Annotated in this window: 18 protein-coding genes and 1 pseudogene; 11 read left to right on the forward strand and 8 right to left on the reverse strand. The window is 45.5% G+C overall.

The window, feature by feature from the left end; all coding sequences use genetic code 11:
- Nucleotides 1–25 precede the first annotated feature (25 nt).
- Nucleotides 26–988 carry a protein-methionine-sulfoxide reductase catalytic subunit MsrP gene (gene msrP / locus C2756_RS01950; protein ID WP_215319709.1) on the forward strand — a complete coding sequence of 321 codons (963 nt, stop codon included), beginning with the start codon at nucleotides 26–28 and terminating at the stop codon, nucleotides 986–988.
- Between the two features lie 28 nt (nucleotides 989–1,016).
- On the opposite strand, the gene C2756_RS01955 is transcribed toward msrP, so the two are convergent.
- Nucleotides 1,017–2,582, reverse strand: a complete 1,566-nt coding sequence (locus tag C2756_RS01955; RefSeq protein ID WP_251372097.1) for a 4-hydroxyphenylacetate 3-hydroxylase family protein — start codon at nucleotides 2,580–2,582, stop codon at nucleotides 1,017–1,019.
- A 115-nt stretch (nucleotides 2,583–2,697) separates the two neighbouring features.
- On the opposite strand from C2756_RS01955, the gene C2756_RS01960 reads away from it, so the two are divergent.
- From C2756_RS01960 to C2756_RS01970, 3 genes are all read left to right on the forward strand, one after another.
- A complete protein-coding gene (locus C2756_RS01960; RefSeq protein ID WP_215319711.1) occupies nucleotides 2,698–3,351 on the forward strand; it encodes a TetR/AcrR family transcriptional regulator in 654 nt (217 codons plus the stop codon).
- A 28-nt stretch (nucleotides 3,352–3,379) separates the two neighbouring features.
- On the forward strand, nucleotides 3,380–3,910 hold the full coding sequence (locus C2756_RS01965) for an isochorismatase family protein (protein WP_251372098.1): 531 nt from the start codon (nucleotides 3,380–3,382) through the stop codon (nucleotides 3,908–3,910).
- A gap of 62 nt (nucleotides 3,911–3,972) precedes the next feature.
- Nucleotides 3,973–4,743, forward strand: a complete 771-nt coding sequence (locus C2756_RS01970; RefSeq protein WP_215319713.1) for an SDR family NAD(P)-dependent oxidoreductase — start codon at nucleotides 3,973–3,975, stop codon at nucleotides 4,741–4,743.
- A gap of 3 nt (nucleotides 4,744–4,746) precedes the next feature.
- On the opposite strand, the gene C2756_RS01975 is transcribed toward C2756_RS01970, so the two are convergent.
- A complete protein-coding gene (locus C2756_RS01975; RefSeq protein ID WP_215319714.1) occupies nucleotides 4,747–5,295 on the reverse strand; it encodes a DUF2889 domain-containing protein in 549 nt (182 codons plus the stop codon).
- 97 nt (nucleotides 5,296–5,392) lie between these two features.
- Here C2756_RS01975 and C2756_RS01980 point away from each other — a divergent pair, with 97 nt between their 5' ends.
- Together C2756_RS01980 and C2756_RS01985 are read left to right on the forward strand one after the other, a co-directional pair.
- Entirely contained in the window at nucleotides 5,393–6,121 is a 729-nt protein-coding gene (locus C2756_RS01980; RefSeq protein WP_215319715.1) for a pseudouridine synthase, read from the forward strand.
- The gene (locus tag C2756_RS01985; RefSeq protein WP_215319716.1) at nucleotides 6,118–6,417 is read left to right on the forward strand and encodes a 4a-hydroxytetrahydrobiopterin dehydratase; all 300 of its coding nucleotides are present in this window, start codon (nucleotides 6,118–6,120) and stop codon (nucleotides 6,415–6,417) included. Before C2756_RS01980 ends, C2756_RS01985 begins: the two co-directional genes overlap by 4 nt.
- 3 nt (nucleotides 6,418–6,420) lie before the next feature.
- Here C2756_RS01985 and C2756_RS01990 read toward each other — a convergent pair whose 3' ends face one another.
- The gene (locus C2756_RS01990) at nucleotides 6,421–6,636 is read right to left on the reverse strand and encodes a hypothetical protein (RefSeq protein ID WP_215319717.1); all 216 of its coding nucleotides are present in this window, start codon (nucleotides 6,634–6,636) and stop codon (nucleotides 6,421–6,423) included.
- Nucleotides 6,637–6,758: 122 nt separating this feature from the next.
- Here C2756_RS01990 and C2756_RS01995 point away from each other — a divergent pair, with 122 nt between their 5' ends.
- The 4 genes from C2756_RS01995 to C2756_RS02010 all read left to right on the forward strand — a co-directional run bounded on the left by C2756_RS01995 (nucleotide 6,759) and on the right by C2756_RS02010 (nucleotide 10,479).
- Nucleotides 6,759–7,256, forward strand: a complete 498-nt coding sequence (locus tag C2756_RS01995) for a (2Fe-2S)-binding protein (RefSeq protein WP_215296390.1) — start codon at nucleotides 6,759–6,761, stop codon at nucleotides 7,254–7,256.
- 10 nt (nucleotides 7,257–7,266) lie between these two features.
- Entirely contained in the window at nucleotides 7,267–9,474 is a 2,208-nt protein-coding gene (locus C2756_RS02000) for a xanthine dehydrogenase family protein molybdopterin-binding subunit (RefSeq protein WP_215319718.1), read from the forward strand.
- A gap of 83 nt (nucleotides 9,475–9,557) precedes the next feature.
- A complete protein-coding gene (locus C2756_RS02005; protein ID WP_215319719.1) occupies nucleotides 9,558–10,154 on the forward strand; it encodes a sulfite oxidase heme-binding subunit YedZ in 597 nt (198 codons plus the stop codon).
- 1 nt (nucleotide 10,155) lies between these two features.
- A complete protein-coding gene (locus C2756_RS02010) occupies nucleotides 10,156–10,479 on the forward strand; it encodes a hypothetical protein (RefSeq protein ID WP_251372099.1) in 324 nt (107 codons plus the stop codon).
- Between the two features lie 17 nt (nucleotides 10,480–10,496).
- Here C2756_RS02010 and C2756_RS11110 read toward each other — a convergent pair.
- Nucleotides 10,497–11,120, reverse strand: a pseudogene (locus tag C2756_RS11110) (SOS response-associated peptidase).
- A 73-nt stretch (nucleotides 11,121–11,193) separates the two neighbouring features.
- Here C2756_RS11110 and C2756_RS02025 point away from each other — a divergent pair.
- Nucleotides 11,194–12,033 (forward strand): peptidylprolyl isomerase, encoded by an 840-nt coding sequence (locus C2756_RS02025; RefSeq protein ID WP_215319721.1) that lies wholly within the window; start codon nucleotides 11,194–11,196, stop codon nucleotides 12,031–12,033.
- Nucleotides 12,034–12,087: 54 nt separating this feature from the next.
- On the opposite strand, the gene C2756_RS02030 is transcribed toward C2756_RS02025, so the two are convergent.
- The 4 genes from C2756_RS02030 to fdxA are packed head-to-tail and all read right to left on the reverse strand — an operon-like array spanning nucleotide 12,088 to nucleotide 14,820.
- Nucleotides 12,088–12,576 carry a dihydrofolate reductase gene (locus C2756_RS02030; RefSeq protein ID WP_215319722.1) on the reverse strand — a complete coding sequence of 163 codons (489 nt, stop codon included), beginning with the start codon at nucleotides 12,574–12,576 and terminating at the stop codon, nucleotides 12,088–12,090.
- Nucleotides 12,577–12,590: 14 nt separating this feature from the next.
- Nucleotides 12,591–13,385, reverse strand: coding sequence for a thymidylate synthase (locus tag C2756_RS02035; protein ID WP_215296396.1), 795 nt, complete (start codon nucleotides 13,383–13,385; stop codon nucleotides 12,591–12,593).
- Between the two features lie 44 nt (nucleotides 13,386–13,429).
- Nucleotides 13,430–14,473: an NAD(P)/FAD-dependent oxidoreductase gene (locus tag C2756_RS02040; RefSeq protein WP_251372100.1), complete on the reverse strand. Its 1,044-nt coding sequence runs from the start codon at nucleotides 14,471–14,473 to the stop codon at nucleotides 13,430–13,432.
- A 23-nt stretch (nucleotides 14,474–14,496) separates the two neighbouring features.
- Nucleotides 14,497–14,820 (reverse strand): ferredoxin FdxA, encoded by a 324-nt coding sequence (gene fdxA / locus C2756_RS02045; RefSeq protein ID WP_215296397.1) that lies wholly within the window; start codon nucleotides 14,818–14,820, stop codon nucleotides 14,497–14,499.
- Nucleotides 14,821–14,882: the final 62 nt, after the last annotated feature.

Here is a 14,882-nt window from a genome sequence, read left to right on the forward strand (position 1 = left end):
ACTCAATACTTTGATGGGGTTCGCCATGCGTTTTCTTGATAAAACCATTCTTTCTAGTGACATCACGCCTCAAGCGGTTTTTGAAAACCGTCGTGCCCTGATTAAAGCGGCAGCTGCAGGTAGTTTTGGCGCTGCTCTAGCCCCCTGGTTTTCAAGACAAGCCCTGGCCGCCACTCCCGATAAATTAACTGCTACCCTCAATTCAGCCTACAGCGTTAAAGAGGAATCGACGCCTTATAAATACGTGACGAGCTACAACAACTTTTATGAGTTTGGTACCGATAAGGCTGATCCTGTTGCTTATGCCAGTAGCTTACAAACGCGGCCCTGGACGATCTCGATTGAAGGCTTAGTAAAAAAACCGCTAACGCTCGATATTGATGCCTTATTAAAGCTCGCTCCAATGGAAGAGCGGATCTATCGCATGCGTTGCGTTGAAGGTTGGTCTATGGTGATTCCTTGGGATGGGTATTCGCTAGCCAAACTCATTAATAAAGTAGAGCCTCTGGGCTCTGCTAAGTATGTTGAATTTATTTCCTTAGCTGATCGCAAGCAAATGCCAGGACTGAGTAGCAATATTATTAGCTGGCCTTATCGTGAAGGCTTGCGGATGGATGAAGCTATGAATCCACTTACTCTCCTCACTTTCGGCCTGTATGGTGAGGTATTGCCAAAGCAAAACGGTGCGCCTGTGCGTATTGTGGTGCCTTGGAAATATGGTTTCAAGAGCGCCAAATCGATTGTTAAAATGCGGTTTACTGAAGAGATGCCAAAAACCAGTTGGAATCAATTTGATGCTCGTGAGTATGGCTTTTATTCCAACGTCAATCCACAAGTTGATCACCCACGCTGGAGTCAAGCCACAGAGCGTCGTATTGGCGATGCTAAGGGGATGTTTGCTCCTAAGATCAAGACCCAGATGTTTAATGGGTATGCTGATGAGGTCGCCAGCATGTACGCTGGCATGGATTTAAAGAAGTACTATTAACTGATAAATCAGCTTTACTCAGAAAAAATTAAGTTCTTCTGCCAGGCTCTGGCAATGGCACCATCACTGCTTGACCTGGAGCACTACAACCTTGATCACAACAGCGTCCAGGCTGTTTGTTTTTAGTAATCGCCCGCTCATCATTACTCGTCAGTACTCCGCGGTCTAATAAACGTTCGACTAATTCCACTTTATTGCCAATGGGATATTGGCGATAGATTTCTTTCTTCATTGCAGCAGGTGATCCACCACCATGCAAGCTGATAACGGAGTACCAGCCACCTTGATAGGATGCCGTTAAATCTTCAATAAAGCGTGCCACTTCAATGCGCTTATCGTAAGGAACTGCTGGGTTAGCACGCAAGACTTCTGCCAAGGTAGCAGCAGTCGCTGGATTGTGATCTTCATCGGGTCCGGGTAGTGCTACGATTAATCCACCCGACACCTCATGAGCTAAGCGATGCATATCGTAAATTTGCGTAGCCAATAGCAGTTTGCCGATGTTGGAGAACACGGGCTCAGGCATAAAGGATTTGCTATGTGGATCTTGAGTACCGTACACACTGGCAGCAACTCCACAAGCATAAAACCCTTCGGTAATTTTGATGAGCTCAACCATTGGGTCACGCAAATTGGATTTTGTTTCTGGATCAAAACCATTGGCTTCGCACATCAAGGCACCAGCACCAATTAAAAGATCTCCAAAGCCTGCTCTCGCAGCAATACAGCTGTGACGATGATGGGTGGCATAGCTATAAGTTAAGACGCTAGAGTGCTCCCATTCACCTGCATAAAATACCCGCTCCCACGGGACAAATACTTTATCGAAAATCACGACACCAGTAGATTGCCCATATTTACTTGAGAACAATGGTTTGCCATGCTCCACTTTATCGCCTGGGCGACCTGCAGGGCGGGCAACGATGGTAATACCTTTCGCGTCTACCGGCACTGCGCAGCAGATGGCAAAGGCTGCATCCTCTTTGCTCATATTGCGACCTGGCATGACTAAAAACTCATGCATATAAGGCGCACCAGTCACAATGGCTTTTGTTCCAGAAATCACTACACCTTTGGCATCTTGAGAAACGACGTGAACATAAGTATCTGGGTTTGCTTGTTCGTGAGGTCTGCGAGATCTGTCGCCTTTGGCATCAGTCATCGCAATGCCAAGAGATAAATCGTTTTGCTGAACATGTGAAAGGTATTCTGCAAATTTTGCGCGATGCTCATTACTTCCGCGAGCATCATCGATATGCGCTGACACTTGGCCAATTGCATTTAATGCATCATGCGCTAAATAGCGTTGAGCACAACCAGTTTCTTGGCACAGTACGCGTATCGCTTCTAATTTGTTCAGCAGATCACCAGAGGATTGATTGATATGCAACATTCGTGGTACTTGCACGCCATTTTGATCTGCCAGCATTAAGGGTGCTAAAGCAGGATCATGCACCATATCGTAGGTCACCCCCAAAGCTTGTACGCCTGGCCTTAAAGAGGGCTCATCAGCAACCGACTCAATCAGGCGACCGTCTACATATACTGTGGGCTTTAAGCTGCGCAAAGACTCCTGATAGTCGTTGCTGGTCATGAATTTGGTATTGCTTTGGCTCATAGGGGTCCTGGTGCTAGATATTGGCAACAGCTCAAATCATACACAATAATTGAACACTGTTCAATTATTAATACAGTCGTATAATTAATTTATGAACCAAACGATTTCTTCCCCGCGAGATCTTCGTCAGCAGGCGCTGGCGGATGCCAAGCGTAAGCATATTCTGAGTGCTGCTACAGCAGTGTTTATTGAGTTTGGTTTAGAAGCAGTCAGTATGCGCGAGATTGCTAAACGTGCTGGTTATACAGCGGGAGCTATTTACAGCTACTTTGCCAACAAAGAAGAGATTTATGGCGCTTTACTTGCTGAATCACTCGAGCGCCTAAATGCGTTTGTCGGTGAAGCGGCGCAGAGAGTATTAAGTCAACCGGGTACTGCCTTTGATGAGCTGCGTCATAGCGCTTTAGCGTTCTACCAGTTTTATCGAGATAACCCGCGTGACTTGGATTTAGGTTTTTATCTCTTCCAAGGCCTAAAGCCCCGTGGATTAGGTAATGAGTGGGATCAAGCACTCAATATGCGCCTCAGAGATGCCATGCGCCCCCAAGAGATTGCTCTGAATAAATTGGGTTGTAATGCCAAAGAGACCGACACTGAATTGACTGCGATGTTTGCACACATTGTTGGCGTGCTATTACTCAATCATACAGGTCGCATTCGGATGTTTGGAAAGGGTGCTGATCAATTAATGGCACACTATTTAGATCATTTAGCACTGCGCTTGCCCAAGAAAAAATTACTCTAAATTCATTCAAATCATGATTCATCAAGCCATGAGTATTCTCATTTTAGTTGACTATCAAACACGCTTAATGCCCAGTATTCATGATGGAGAAAAGGCTATTGCTTCAGCAATATTTTTAGCAAACGTAGCACAAGCTTTAGATATCCCAATTTTAGGAACCGAGCAAAATCCAGAGGGATTAGGACCAAATGATGAGCGTATTCAACAGTTCTGCAGCCAGACTCTAGTCAAATATTCTTTCAATGCTGCAGCAGATGGTTTGGTGGATTACATGAAGTCGGTAAGTCCACAAATTACTCAGGTTGTATTGGCTGGATGTGAGGCCCACGTTTGCTTGATGCAAACTGCTTTAGGTCTGCTCGAGGCGGGGTATGAGGTGGCGGTAGTGGTTGAGGCCTGTGGCAGCAGATTGGCGCAAGATAAATTGCTCGCACTCGATCGTTTAGTTCAGCAGGGAGTGATCTTGCTGGGGGCTGAAATGCTGGCATTCGAATGGCTGAAGACTTCTGACCATCCTCAATTTAAAAATATTTTGCAGTTGATAAAAAAGAGATCCTAATTAGGTGAATAATTCATCTATTCATCATTTAAGAGAAATATGATTTAAATAAAAGAGGAAATATGGAACATACCGTTTTAGTAACCGGCGCAACCGCTGGATTTGGAGAAGCAACTGCTCGACGTTTTTTGGCTCACGGCCATAAAGTCATTGCAGTCGGTAGAAGAGCGGAGCGTCTAGAGGCGCTCAAAGCATCTTTGCCAGCAGAGCAGCAGAAAAAATTATTGACTCTTGTAGTTGATGTCTGTGATAGCGCTAAAGTAGACGCATTGCCAAAAACTTTGCCTGCTGACTTTACGAATGTCACTGTACTCGTTAATAATGCCGGTCTTGCTTTAGGCTTAGAGCCTGCTTATAAAACCAGCATTTCTGATTGGGATCAAATGATTGATACCAATGTCAAAGGTTTAGTTCATATGACCCATGCGTTTTTGACAGGTATGGTTGAGCGTAAATGTGGCCACATCATTAATGTTGGCTCGGTTGCAGGTCTTTATCCTTATCCTGGAAGCAATGTGTATGGAGCTACCAAAGCATTTGTAAAGCAATTTAGTTTGAACTTACGTGCAGACTTACTTGGTACGCGCTTACGAGTCACTTGTGTTGAGCCAGGCCTTAGCTCTGGAACTGAATATTCCAATGTTCGTTTTAAAGGCGATGATGCTAAGGCAGCAAAAGTCTATGAGAATGTGCAAGCTTTGAGCTCAGACGATATTGCTGAAGCGATTTATTGGGCTGCTTTATTGCCTCCCCATATGAACATCAATGCAGTAGAAATTATGCCAATTCAGCAGTCTTTTGGAGGGACCACGATTCACCGCGGAGAGCTCTAAGCTCTAAGACTTTTTGTCTTGGTCTTGCCAGCGGTAAAACTGGGGATAAATGCGCATTACAACGGGGCCATTGAAATCCCAGGACTTGCAGGTGCCTAGATAGAGGGGCGGCTTATTTTCATCGGGATCAAATAGAGCCCTTGGGATCGATTGAAAAGCAGCAGTCGCCAAACTATTGAGTAGTTCGCGTAAATGGGTACAACCTGCAATGCCACCCAAGTGTGTTTGGATCGTTTTGCGCCAACCCTTGCCCAAGCGCTCACCAATCAGTCCTGTCATTGGGGGTATAGCTTGAGGACATTCAGGATGTGGATGACCATCCATCGCCACCTCAATATCTTGGATAACTAGTTCATCATTGAGCGTAAGACGGACCCACATGTCATGAAAAGCTTCGCCAGGTTGCCAAGTAGTTTCGCCAGTGACAAAAGGTGTTGGTTTGTAATCTTTGAGGTGACCTTCAATATCCCATAGCCCATCTTCCCTTGCAAAACCATGAAAAGTAATTTCTCGAGTATGGAGTGGTGTGCGAGGTTTTGGGTTGGAGAGCATGTCGTCAATTCAATTCATATGGATAAGTCTAATGATAATGAATTCCCCGCTGTGGCAGCGGCTAGGCGGCAGTGCTCTGTAGTATGCTCTGCAGCATATGGCAAAACCGATTTCCCTTGAAAAAATTCTCTTTAGCCAAGGCTTTGGTACACGACGCTATTGCAGCGATTTGGTCTATGCGGACCTCGTGAAGGTCAACGGTGTATTAGCAGAGGATCCAGAGGAGCGCATTGCGACTGAAGGACTTGTTCTCAACGTCGAGGGTGCAGATTGGGAGTATCACGAAAAAGCGTATATCGCTTTTAACAAGCCCCCCAACTACGAGTGCTCTCATAAGACTGCGCATCACCCTAGTGTGTACAGTCTATTGCCAGCTCCTTTCGTTGAGCGGGGCTTGCAATGTGTTGGGCGTTTAGACTATGACACTACAGGGCTACTCTTGATTTCTGATGATGGTCAGTTCATTCATAAAATGACAACGCCAAAAAAGAATATCGGCAAAGTCTATGAAATCACAACACCAGAACCAATTACACAATCTCAAATCGATCACCTGATGAATGGCGTCGTTCTGGATGATGATCCAAAGCCATGTTATGCCACCGCTTGTAAGCAGCTTTCCGAGCATGTCTTAGCAATGACAATTGTGGAGGGTCGCTATCATCAGGTAAAGCGTATGATGGCTGCAGTGGGTAATCATGTGGCCAAGTTACATCGCGCTGAAATCGGCGCTTATGTCATGCCAGCAGATCTCGCTGAGGGTCAATGGCGTTGGCTTGATGCAGAGGATTTGAAATGCTTATCGCAAAGTGTGGAGCTTAAATGAGTCAGCAGGCTTTAACAATCGACTTTGACTTTAAAGGAGTGATTCCTCATTGGGTGCTCGAACCCTCCGGTATTCAATTGACCCGGGAATTTATTTTTCAGGACTTTAAGCAGGCATTCGCCTTTATGGCTTTATGTGCCCAATATGCTGAGGAGATTGATCATCATCCAGATTGGACCAATTCTTGGAATAAGGTGGTGGTGCACCTCAGCACTCACTCAGCAAAAGCGTTGACTGCATTGGATATTCAGATGGCAAAAGCCATGGACGCTTTTGCCTTACAGGTCCAGACTTAGATGTTAATGTTCTTCGCCTTCGTGATCTTCTTCATTTAGGCTCATCAAAATCGTCGCCAGTAAGCCGTAGACCACTTCGGTAGCGATCATGCCGTCTTCGTCTAACTCGTCAATTAAGTAATTGAGGCAATCTTCGGTTGGCTCATTGAGTAGGGTCATGGCACATTCGCACCCATAGTCAAAATCTTCGTCGTTTTGGGTTTGATTTTCGTTTGTCATAAATATCCTTAATTGATGGCTCAGAATAGCAAATTACGCCTGGCGGCGGGAGAAATTGATATGCGCCCACAAAAAACCAATAATGATTTATAGTCATTTGAAAATAATAAATAGGAGGCAGTATGCAGCTCAATATTAATGGTCAGACACATAATATCGACGTAGAACCCAATATGCCCTTATTGTGGGCTATCCGCGAAGTGGTCGGATTGACAGGTACAAAGTACGGCTGCGGAGTGGCTCAATGCGGCGCCTGCACCGTCTATATGAATGGTGAGCCGGTGCGCTCATGCTCTGTTCCAGTATCTGTGGTTGGTGCCGCTAAGATCACCACGATCGAATCACTTTCTAAAGACAATAGTCATCCTGTGCAAAAAGCCTGGATCGCACTCGATGTTCCGCAATGTGGCTATTGCCAGTCTGGTCAGGTCATGGCAGCAGCAGCCTTATTAAAAAGAATTCCAAAGCCTACTGATGCCGATATTGATAATGCGATGTCGAATATTTGTCGTTGTGGCACCTATCAAAAAATTCGGGATGGCATTCATGTCGCCTCTGGTCAGAAAAAATTAGCGGAAGTATTGGCGCAATACCAAGCTTCTCCAGCGACTCGTGGTTAAGGGGAAGAAGATGATATTAGAAAATTATTCACGTCGCGACTTTATTATCAAAGGTACCCTAGTTGGTGGTGGCCTCATGTTGGGTGTAGGTGTTTTGCCAGAGTTTGCTTTTGCGCAAGCTGGTCAATATGACCCAAATACACCGACCAAGGCTGGTGAGGCTGAGGTCAATGCTTGGGTTAGCATCAAGCCCGATGACACGGTATACATCAGAATTGCGCGTTCAGAGATGGGCCAAGGTACCCGTACGGGCTTAGCGCAACTCGTTACAGAAGAGTTAGAGTGCAACTGGAAAAATGTTAAAACCCAATCTGCAACTCCTGGACAAAGCTTAGCTCGTAAGCGGGTATGGGGTGAGCACGGAACTGGTGGCAGCCGTGGTATTCGCATCTCTGAGGATTATGTGCGTCGTGGCGCTGCTGCTGCTCGCATCATGTTAGTTCAAGCCGCTGCAAACCAGTGGAATGTTCCAGTCAGTGAACTCAAGGTGGATAAGGGTGTAATTACCCATGTACCAACAGGTCGTAAAACTACCTATGGAAAAGTGGCTGAACTGGCATCTACCTTGACTCCGCCTGATCCAAAATCAATCACCTTAAGAGATCCTCGCAACTGGAAAGTGGCCGGTCAACCTTATGCGCGTTTAGATACGGCAAACAAAGTGAACGGTACTAAAGTGTATGGCGCAGATTTACAGATGCCTGGGATGTTGAGTGCATCGGTGAAGTCGTGCCCAGTATTTGGTGGCAAGCTGGTGAGTTATGACGAATCAAAGATCAAAAATATGCGCGGTGTTAAAGGCGTGGTACAGATTAATGACAGCACACTCGCGGTAGTTGCAGACACTTGGTGGCGTGCCAATACTGCTTTGAATACTTTGCCAATTGTTTGGGATGAGGGTAAGAGCGCTAATGTTTCTCAGAGTGACATTAACAAAATGCTCCGCGCTGGCTTGGATGAGCAGGGGGACTTCTGGCAACGCAAGGTGGGTGATGCGCCCGAAGTAATCAATAGTTCTGCCAAAAAAGTAGAAGCCATTTATTTCACGCCCTTTCAAGCTCACGTGACTATGGAGCCGATGAATGCGACTGTCAAAATTAGTGGCGATCGTGCTGAGGCTTGGGTACCCACCCAAAATGGTGAGGGATCTTTAGCGGCATTATCAGAGGCAACGGGAATACCGCTGGCTAATTGTGAAATATATAAATTGGATTCTGGTTGTGGCCTAGGTCGTCGTGGTTCCACACAAGATTTCACCACTTTCGCTGCCAAGGTCGCGATGAAATATCCCGGCGTGCCAGTGAAAGTGCTCTGGAGCCGCGAAGAAGATATGACGCATGACTTCTACCATCCCATTGCGATGGCAAAAATGACTGCGGGTATCGATGCTGGTGGCAATATCACTGGTATGCATATCAAAGTCGCAGGCCAATCGATTAATGCCACGCTTGCTCCTCAGAATATTAAAAATGGCAAGGATGAGCGCCAACTTCAAGGCCTTTATGAGAATGGCCCTGATGCGCAGCTAGGTTACACATTCCCAACCTTGTTGACTGAATATGTCATGAAGAATACGCATGTGCCCGTGGGTCCATGGCGTGGTGTGAATACCAATCAGAACGGTATTTTCATGGAATGCTTTATGGATGAGTGCGCCAAAGCAGCCGGCAAGGATCCTGTCAAATTTAGGCAGGCTGTGATGCAAAGTCATCCGAAACATTTAGGCGTACTCAATGCAGCGGCCCAAAAAGCAAATTGGGATAAGCCACTGCCAGCAGGAACTTTCCGGGGAGTAGCACAGTTCATGGGATATGCCAGTTACTCGGCTTGCGTTGCTGAGGTCTCAGTCGATGGCAATATGGTGCACGTTAAGCGCCTGGTATTTGCTTTGAACTCTGGTCATGTGGTGAATCCCTATTTAACGCGTGAGCAAATTGAAGGTTCTGTGGCTATGGCTTTGGGTGCCATCTTTAATCCAGAGATCTCAGTTGAAAATGGACGCATCAAGCAACAGAATTTAGATTCTTACCCAATGCTCAAACTAGCCTCTACACCTCGAATTGAAACGGTTCTTGTACCAACTTATGATTTCTGGGGTGGAGTAGGTGAGCCAACGATTTGTGTGGTTGGGCCAGCAGTTGCTAATGCCGTCTCTGCAGCCATTGGTAGACCAGTACGCAACTTCCCGTTGTACAAAGAAGGATTGAGCTTGGCATAGATTCATTTGTTTTATTCGGTTCAAGCTTAGGAAAAATTGCGACCCCATCAGAGAATATTGATGGGGTCGTTTAACATCTACTCATGAAGTATCTCAAAAGCATCTTGTTTCTGATCTCCCTTACTCCCTTGGGGCGTTTGGTATGGCTGGGATATATGGATGACTTAGGCGCTAATCCCATCGAGTTTATGACGCGCTCTACTGGAACTTGGGCTTTAATATTTTTATGTATCACCCTCGCAATGACACCCTTACGTGTCTTGACAGGATCTAGTTTGGGAATCAAATATCGTCGTATGTTTGGACTGTTCTGTTTTTTCTATGCCTGCATTCATTTCGCCATTTGGTTTTTCTTGGATCAGAGTCTCGATGTTCAGGCGATGATCCATGATGTTCTCAAAAGACCATTTATCACCATGGGATTTTTGAGTTTCGTTTTATTAATACCTTTGGCCATCACATCAAACCACTGGGCAGTCCGCCAGTTGGGACATCGTTGGAGCTTATTACATCGATTAATCTATGTCATTGCTTGTACGGTGATTGCGCACTACTGGTGGCATAAGGCTGGTAAAAATGACTTGCAGACTGTATCGATTTATGCCGGAGTGATACTGTTACTGCTATCGATTAGACTTCCCGTGGTGCGAGACAGAATTACCTTATTGGTCGGGAAGTAGGATGAATGTTATTCGTATTCAGTTAGCAGTATGCCTACTGTTATTGGGATGTTCAGCCAGCGCGCAAACCCCATCAAACCAAGGAATGCAGACCTTTTCTCCCTATACCCCTGAACAGTTAAAAGCTTTTAATGAGCAAAAAATTTCTCCAGCAGAAGGGCCTTTTGGGCCGGTTGGATCAAATCAACAGCAAATGAATTTGCAGCAACCACCACAGTTAAATTCCAAGTTTTTCAATGTTCCTGCTGGCGAACAAGAGGCTGAAGCTTTGGAAACAGAGTCGGCAGCACCCTACCAGCCCATGACCCCGGTGATTTCTTTTTAGTGCTTTTGGATTTGAAATCAATCAGAGAAAATTAATTCGGGGATTGCATCAAGACTGAGGAGTGATTTTGCTGTATCAGGGGTAGCGTTAAGCCAATCATTAAATAGTTCAGGTCGCAATGGGACGACTGTGCGCTTTTCATCCTCAGGCTGATGGCATCGATTCATTAATGGATGATGATTTGCATTGATCGTCAGCATTGAGAATGACACAATCAGTTCGCCAGTCTCTGGTTCAGTCCAGGTATCCCAAATAGAGGCAATTGCCATGGGCTCACGATTGGCCTGTTGAATTTTAGTGCGCACTGCCTTGCCAGATTCATAGCAGGGTTCATAAAAAGCATCTGCCAGAGCGAGTGCGAAGTGCCGCTGAGATCATGCCTGTTTATATGAGGGTTTTTGGCTGACAGTTTCAGTTCTGGCGTTATAGGTTTTCCTGCCAAAGTCTTCATCTTTTGCCCAAGACGGTATCAAGCCAAAACGCGCAGGACCAATGGCAGTGCGTTGAGTATTATGACTTTTTAGAATGATTGTTCCAGGATAGGTTGAAAACACATCATGCGTGTTGGATGTTGGTAGATCGAGATCAAAGTGGGCTTTGACCCAATCGATATTGACGGTGGTGAGGTATTGAACGCACATCAGTTTATTTTACTGTTGAGGCTGCTGTTACTATTAGGACTACTTTTAAGAAAGCCTAGAAAGATCAAACCTGATGAAACCATTTATGTCTCCATTAAAACCAAGGTCAGTACACCTGATTTGTGCCGGTCTTTTGAGTTTTGCATTGTGTAGTGCTGCATATGCACAGCAAAGCGGTTTACCTATTAATGCCGCAGCCTCGGTGAATGGCGCCATCATTACAAACGATATGGTTGAGCAAGGTATCAAAGTTGCAATCTCACAAGGTCAAAAGGATTCTCCCGAGCTACGTAAAATGGTGATAGAGAAGTTCATCGAGGTATTGTTGTTATCACAGCAAGCTGAAAAAGATGGTTTAGCCAATTCTGAAAAAGCCAATGCTCAGCTGACGATGATTCGCCAAAATTATTTGGCAGACCTAGAGCTGTCTACTTTCATGGCGCAAAACCCGATTTCCGATGCCGATATTCAGGCAGAGTACAACAAGCAGGTAGCATCTCTTGGCCCTCAAGGCATGATCATGGAATACAAGATTAGTGATATTGCGCTAGCCACAGAGGCAGATGCTCAGGCTGCTTTAAATCGCATTAAGAAGGGCGAAGCCTTTGATAGGGTGGCTAAAAGCGTTTCATTGGCGCCGAATAAAGCACAAGGCGGCGCAGCAGGTTGGGTTCAACCTGGCCAAGTTCCACCGCAAATATCTGCTGTTTTAGTCAATCTTGGAAAAGGGCAAACATCGGCTCCGATTCAATTGCAACAGGGTTGGTATTTAGTAAAGCTGGAAGATAAAAAGTCCAGTAAGCCACCTACTTTTGAGCAGGCTAAACCAGCGATTCGTGCTGGCCTAGCGCAGAGGAAGCAATTTGAATTTGTTTCTGGGATTGCAAAGAATTCAAAAATCGTTGTTCAGTAATCGCGATGTATTGAGTTTGATACTCAGAATAAAAAGGACTCCGAGGAGTCCTTTTTATTTGCGCTCAAGCGTCACAAAATTAAAATGAATATTGTTTTCTGAGCCTAGGGTGCGTTCTACTTCTTTCCAGGCGGATTCGTTAGGGATTTCAAAGAAAGTGTCGCCACCTTGAACATCCATCTCAATCTCGGTAATGTATAAGCGATCTGCTTTATCAAAGGCTTGCGTAAATAATTGTTCGCCACCAATTACAAATACTCTTGGGGCTTCATTTAATTGATTGAGGGCCGCATCTAGAGAGCTAGCAAGTTCTCCACCAGCGGCCTCATAGTTGGCATTACGGCTGACAACGATATTCCGTCGGCCTGGCAGTGGGCGACCAATCGATTCCCAAGTCTTGCGACCCATAATGACCGGGTAGCCCATAGTGACGCGCTTAAAGAATTGCAAGTCTGCCGAGATTTTCCAGGGCATTTGATTGTCGCGACCGATCACGTGGTTTCGTGAGCGCGCAACAATCATCGAGATAGCAGGTTGTGTCATGTCTGAGGGATTTCTTAAACAGCTACTGGAGCTTTGATATGGGGATGCGATTCGTAACCAACAATTTCAAAATCTTCGAATTCATAATCAAAGATCGAGGCAGGTTTACGCAAGATATTGAGCTTTGGCAGAGGGAAGAAATCTCGAGAGAGCTGAAGATCTACTTGTTCTAGGTGATTGCTATACAAGTGGCAATCACCACCTGTCCAAATAAAGTCACCTACTTCTAAATTACATTGTTGGGCCATCATGTGGGTCAACAAAGCATAGCTAGCGATATTAAAGGGCACGCCGAGGAAGATATCAGCACTGCGTTGGTAGAGTTGGCAAGATAATTTGCCATCAGCCACATAGAACTGAAAGAAGGCGTGGCATGGCGCTAAAGCCATCCTTGGAATATCCGCTACGTTCCATGCTGAAACAATGATGCGACGGGAGTCTGGATTCTTTTTAATCGTCTCAAGGACTTCAGTGATTTGATCAATGTGCTGACCATTTGGTGCGGGCCATGACCGCCATTGATAGCCATAAATCGGACCTAGATCACCATCAGGTGCAGCCCATTCATTCCAGATAGAGACGCCACGTTCTTTAAGCCAATTGTTGTCAGTGCTACCTTTGAGAAACCACAGCAACTCGTAAATAATGGATTTGAGGTGGAGCTTCTTGGTGGTAACCATGGGGAAGCCTTCAGCTAGATTAAAGCGCATCTGGTGCCCAAAAACTGAGATCGTGCCAGTACCCGTTCTATCTGACTTATTGACGCCCTTGGAAAGGACTTCTTTCATGAGATCGTGATATTGGCGCATAAAAATTGGCTAAAAGGGGTTTAGTAAATAAATGAAAGGATAGCTTACTCGAATGTGGGCGACTTCACCCCAAGTGCCTTATGGAGCTTAGGGGAGGTGGTGGTGTACTGCAACTGGATTTGTTTTTCAGGGTTCAGGTATGCGGCTGCCGCAAAAGCAGCTAAGGCCGCCTCATGAAAGCCTGACAAAATGAGTTTCTTTTTCCCGGGGTAAACATTGATGTCACCGACTGCATAAATTCCTGGAATACTGGTCTGAAACTTTTCAGTATCGACAGTAATTTGCTTGCGATCAATATCAAGACCCCACTCTGCAATGGGGCCTAATTTGGGAGAGAGGCCAAAGAAGATCAAGAGATCATCCAAAGGAAGCAATGTGGTATTGCTATCAATGTCGGTGATCGCAATATCAGTTAATTGACCCTCTTTAGTCTCGTATCCAGTAATTTGACCAATGAGTAATTGCATTTTTCCAGCGGCACACAGTGCGCGCATTTTGGCAATAGATTGTGGAGCCGCTTTAAAGTCATCGCGACGATGAATCAAGGTGACGCTCGCTGCTTTGTCTGCAAAGTACAAGACCCAATCGAGTGCGGAATCTCCACCGCCGCAAATAACAATACGCTTGCCGATAAATCGTTCTGGATCTTTGATGTTATAGAAAACTTGCTTACCCACTAAACTATCAATGCCCTCTAGGTTGAGTAGTCTGGGTTGAAAGGCACCAACACCGGCAGCAATAAAGACGGTCTTAGCCAGGAAGTAGTGATTCTGTGATGTGCCAATCAAAAAACGGCCATCGGCTTGTTTCTCGAGTTGAGTGACTTCTTGCCCTAAATGAAACTGTGGACTAAAAGGTTCAATTTGTTTGAGAAGGTTATGCGTGAGTTCGCGCCCAGTACACACCGGTATCGCAGGAATATCGTAAATGGGTTTATCAGGATAGAGCTCTATACATTGACCACCAGCTTCTGGTAGTGAATCAATGACGTGGGTTTTGATATCGAGCAGTCCAAGTTCAAAGACTTGGAAGAGGCCCACAGGACCGGCGCCAATGATGACTGCGTCAGCTTCTGTGGGTGAGTACAAATCAATGCTCGTGTAGTTGTGGATTACTTTGCTAACTGATCGAGTTTGTTTTTGACATCTTTCCACTCATCAGCGTCTGGAAGGGCGGACTTTGATTTAGTGATGGATGTCCATGATGAAGAAAGCTCAGCATTAAGTTTGATGAAGTCTTGTTGATCTCCAGGGACGTCGTCTTCCGCATAAATCGCATTGACAGGGCACTCAGGAACGCACACTGCGCAATCAATGCACTCGTCTGGATCAATGACTAAGAAGTTGGGGCCTTCGCGAAAGCAGTCAACTGGACAAACATCGACGCAGTCGGTGTATTTGCAACGGATGCAGGATTCGGTAACAACGTATGTCATAGCGTTTAATCTAAAGAGCCCAAAATAAGAATTGGGAAATTATAAAAGGTCAATTTTAGCCG

Source organism: Polynucleobacter sp. UB-Siik-W21 (genome assembly GCF_018687415.1).
Taxonomy (GTDB): Bacteria; Pseudomonadota; Gammaproteobacteria; order Burkholderiales; family Burkholderiaceae; genus Polynucleobacter.

Excerpts from the sequence above, each read along its gene's own strand:
- C2756_RS01980 (WP_215319715.1), top strand. The coding sequence starts at position 5,393 with ATGGCAAAACCGATTTCCCTTGAAAAAATTCTCTTTAGCCAAGGCTTT.
- C2756_RS02005 (WP_215319719.1), top strand. The coding sequence starts at position 9,558 with ATGAAGTATCTCAAAAGCATCTTGTTTCTGATCTCCCTTACTCCCTTG.
- msrP (WP_215319709.1), top strand. The coding sequence starts at position 26 with ATGCGTTTTCTTGATAAAACCATTCTTTCTAGTGACATCACGCCTCAA.
- C2756_RS01995 (WP_215296390.1), top strand. The coding sequence starts at position 6,759 with ATGCAGCTCAATATTAATGGTCAGACACATAATATCGACGTAGAACCC.
- C2756_RS02000 (WP_215319718.1), top strand. The coding sequence starts at position 7,267 with ATGATATTAGAAAATTATTCACGTCGCGACTTTATTATCAAAGGTACC.
- C2756_RS01990 (WP_215319717.1), bottom strand. The coding sequence starts at position 6,636 with ATGACAAACGAAAATCAAACCCAAAACGACGAAGATTTTGACTATGGG.
- C2756_RS02025 (WP_215319721.1), top strand. The coding sequence starts at position 11,194 with ATGAAACCATTTATGTCTCCATTAAAACCAAGGTCAGTACACCTGATT.
- C2756_RS01955 (WP_251372097.1), bottom strand. The coding sequence starts at position 2,582 with ATGACCAGCAACGACTATCAGGAGTCTTTGCGCAGCTTAAAGCCCACA.
- C2756_RS02030 (WP_215319722.1), bottom strand. The coding sequence starts at position 12,576 with ATGACACAACCTGCTATCTCGATGATTGTTGCGCGCTCACGAAACCAC.
- C2756_RS01985 (WP_215319716.1), top strand. The coding sequence starts at position 6,118 with ATGAGTCAGCAGGCTTTAACAATCGACTTTGACTTTAAAGGAGTGATT.
- C2756_RS02010 (WP_251372099.1), top strand. The coding sequence starts at position 10,156 with ATGAATGTTATTCGTATTCAGTTAGCAGTATGCCTACTGTTATTGGGA.
- C2756_RS01965 (WP_251372098.1), top strand. The coding sequence starts at position 3,380 with ATGAGTATTCTCATTTTAGTTGACTATCAAACACGCTTAATGCCCAGT.
- C2756_RS01970 (WP_215319713.1), top strand. The coding sequence starts at position 3,973 with ATGGAACATACCGTTTTAGTAACCGGCGCAACCGCTGGATTTGGAGAA.
- C2756_RS01960 (WP_215319711.1), top strand. The coding sequence starts at position 2,698 with ATGAACCAAACGATTTCTTCCCCGCGAGATCTTCGTCAGCAGGCGCTG.
- C2756_RS01975 (WP_215319714.1), bottom strand. The coding sequence starts at position 5,295 with ATGCTCTCCAACCCAAAACCTCGCACACCACTCCATACTCGAGAAATT.
- fdxA (WP_215296397.1), bottom strand. The coding sequence starts at position 14,820 with ATGACATACGTTGTTACCGAATCCTGCATCCGTTGCAAATACACCGAC.
- C2756_RS02035 (WP_215296396.1), bottom strand. The coding sequence starts at position 13,385 with ATGCGCCAATATCACGATCTCATGAAAGAAGTCCTTTCCAAGGGCGTC.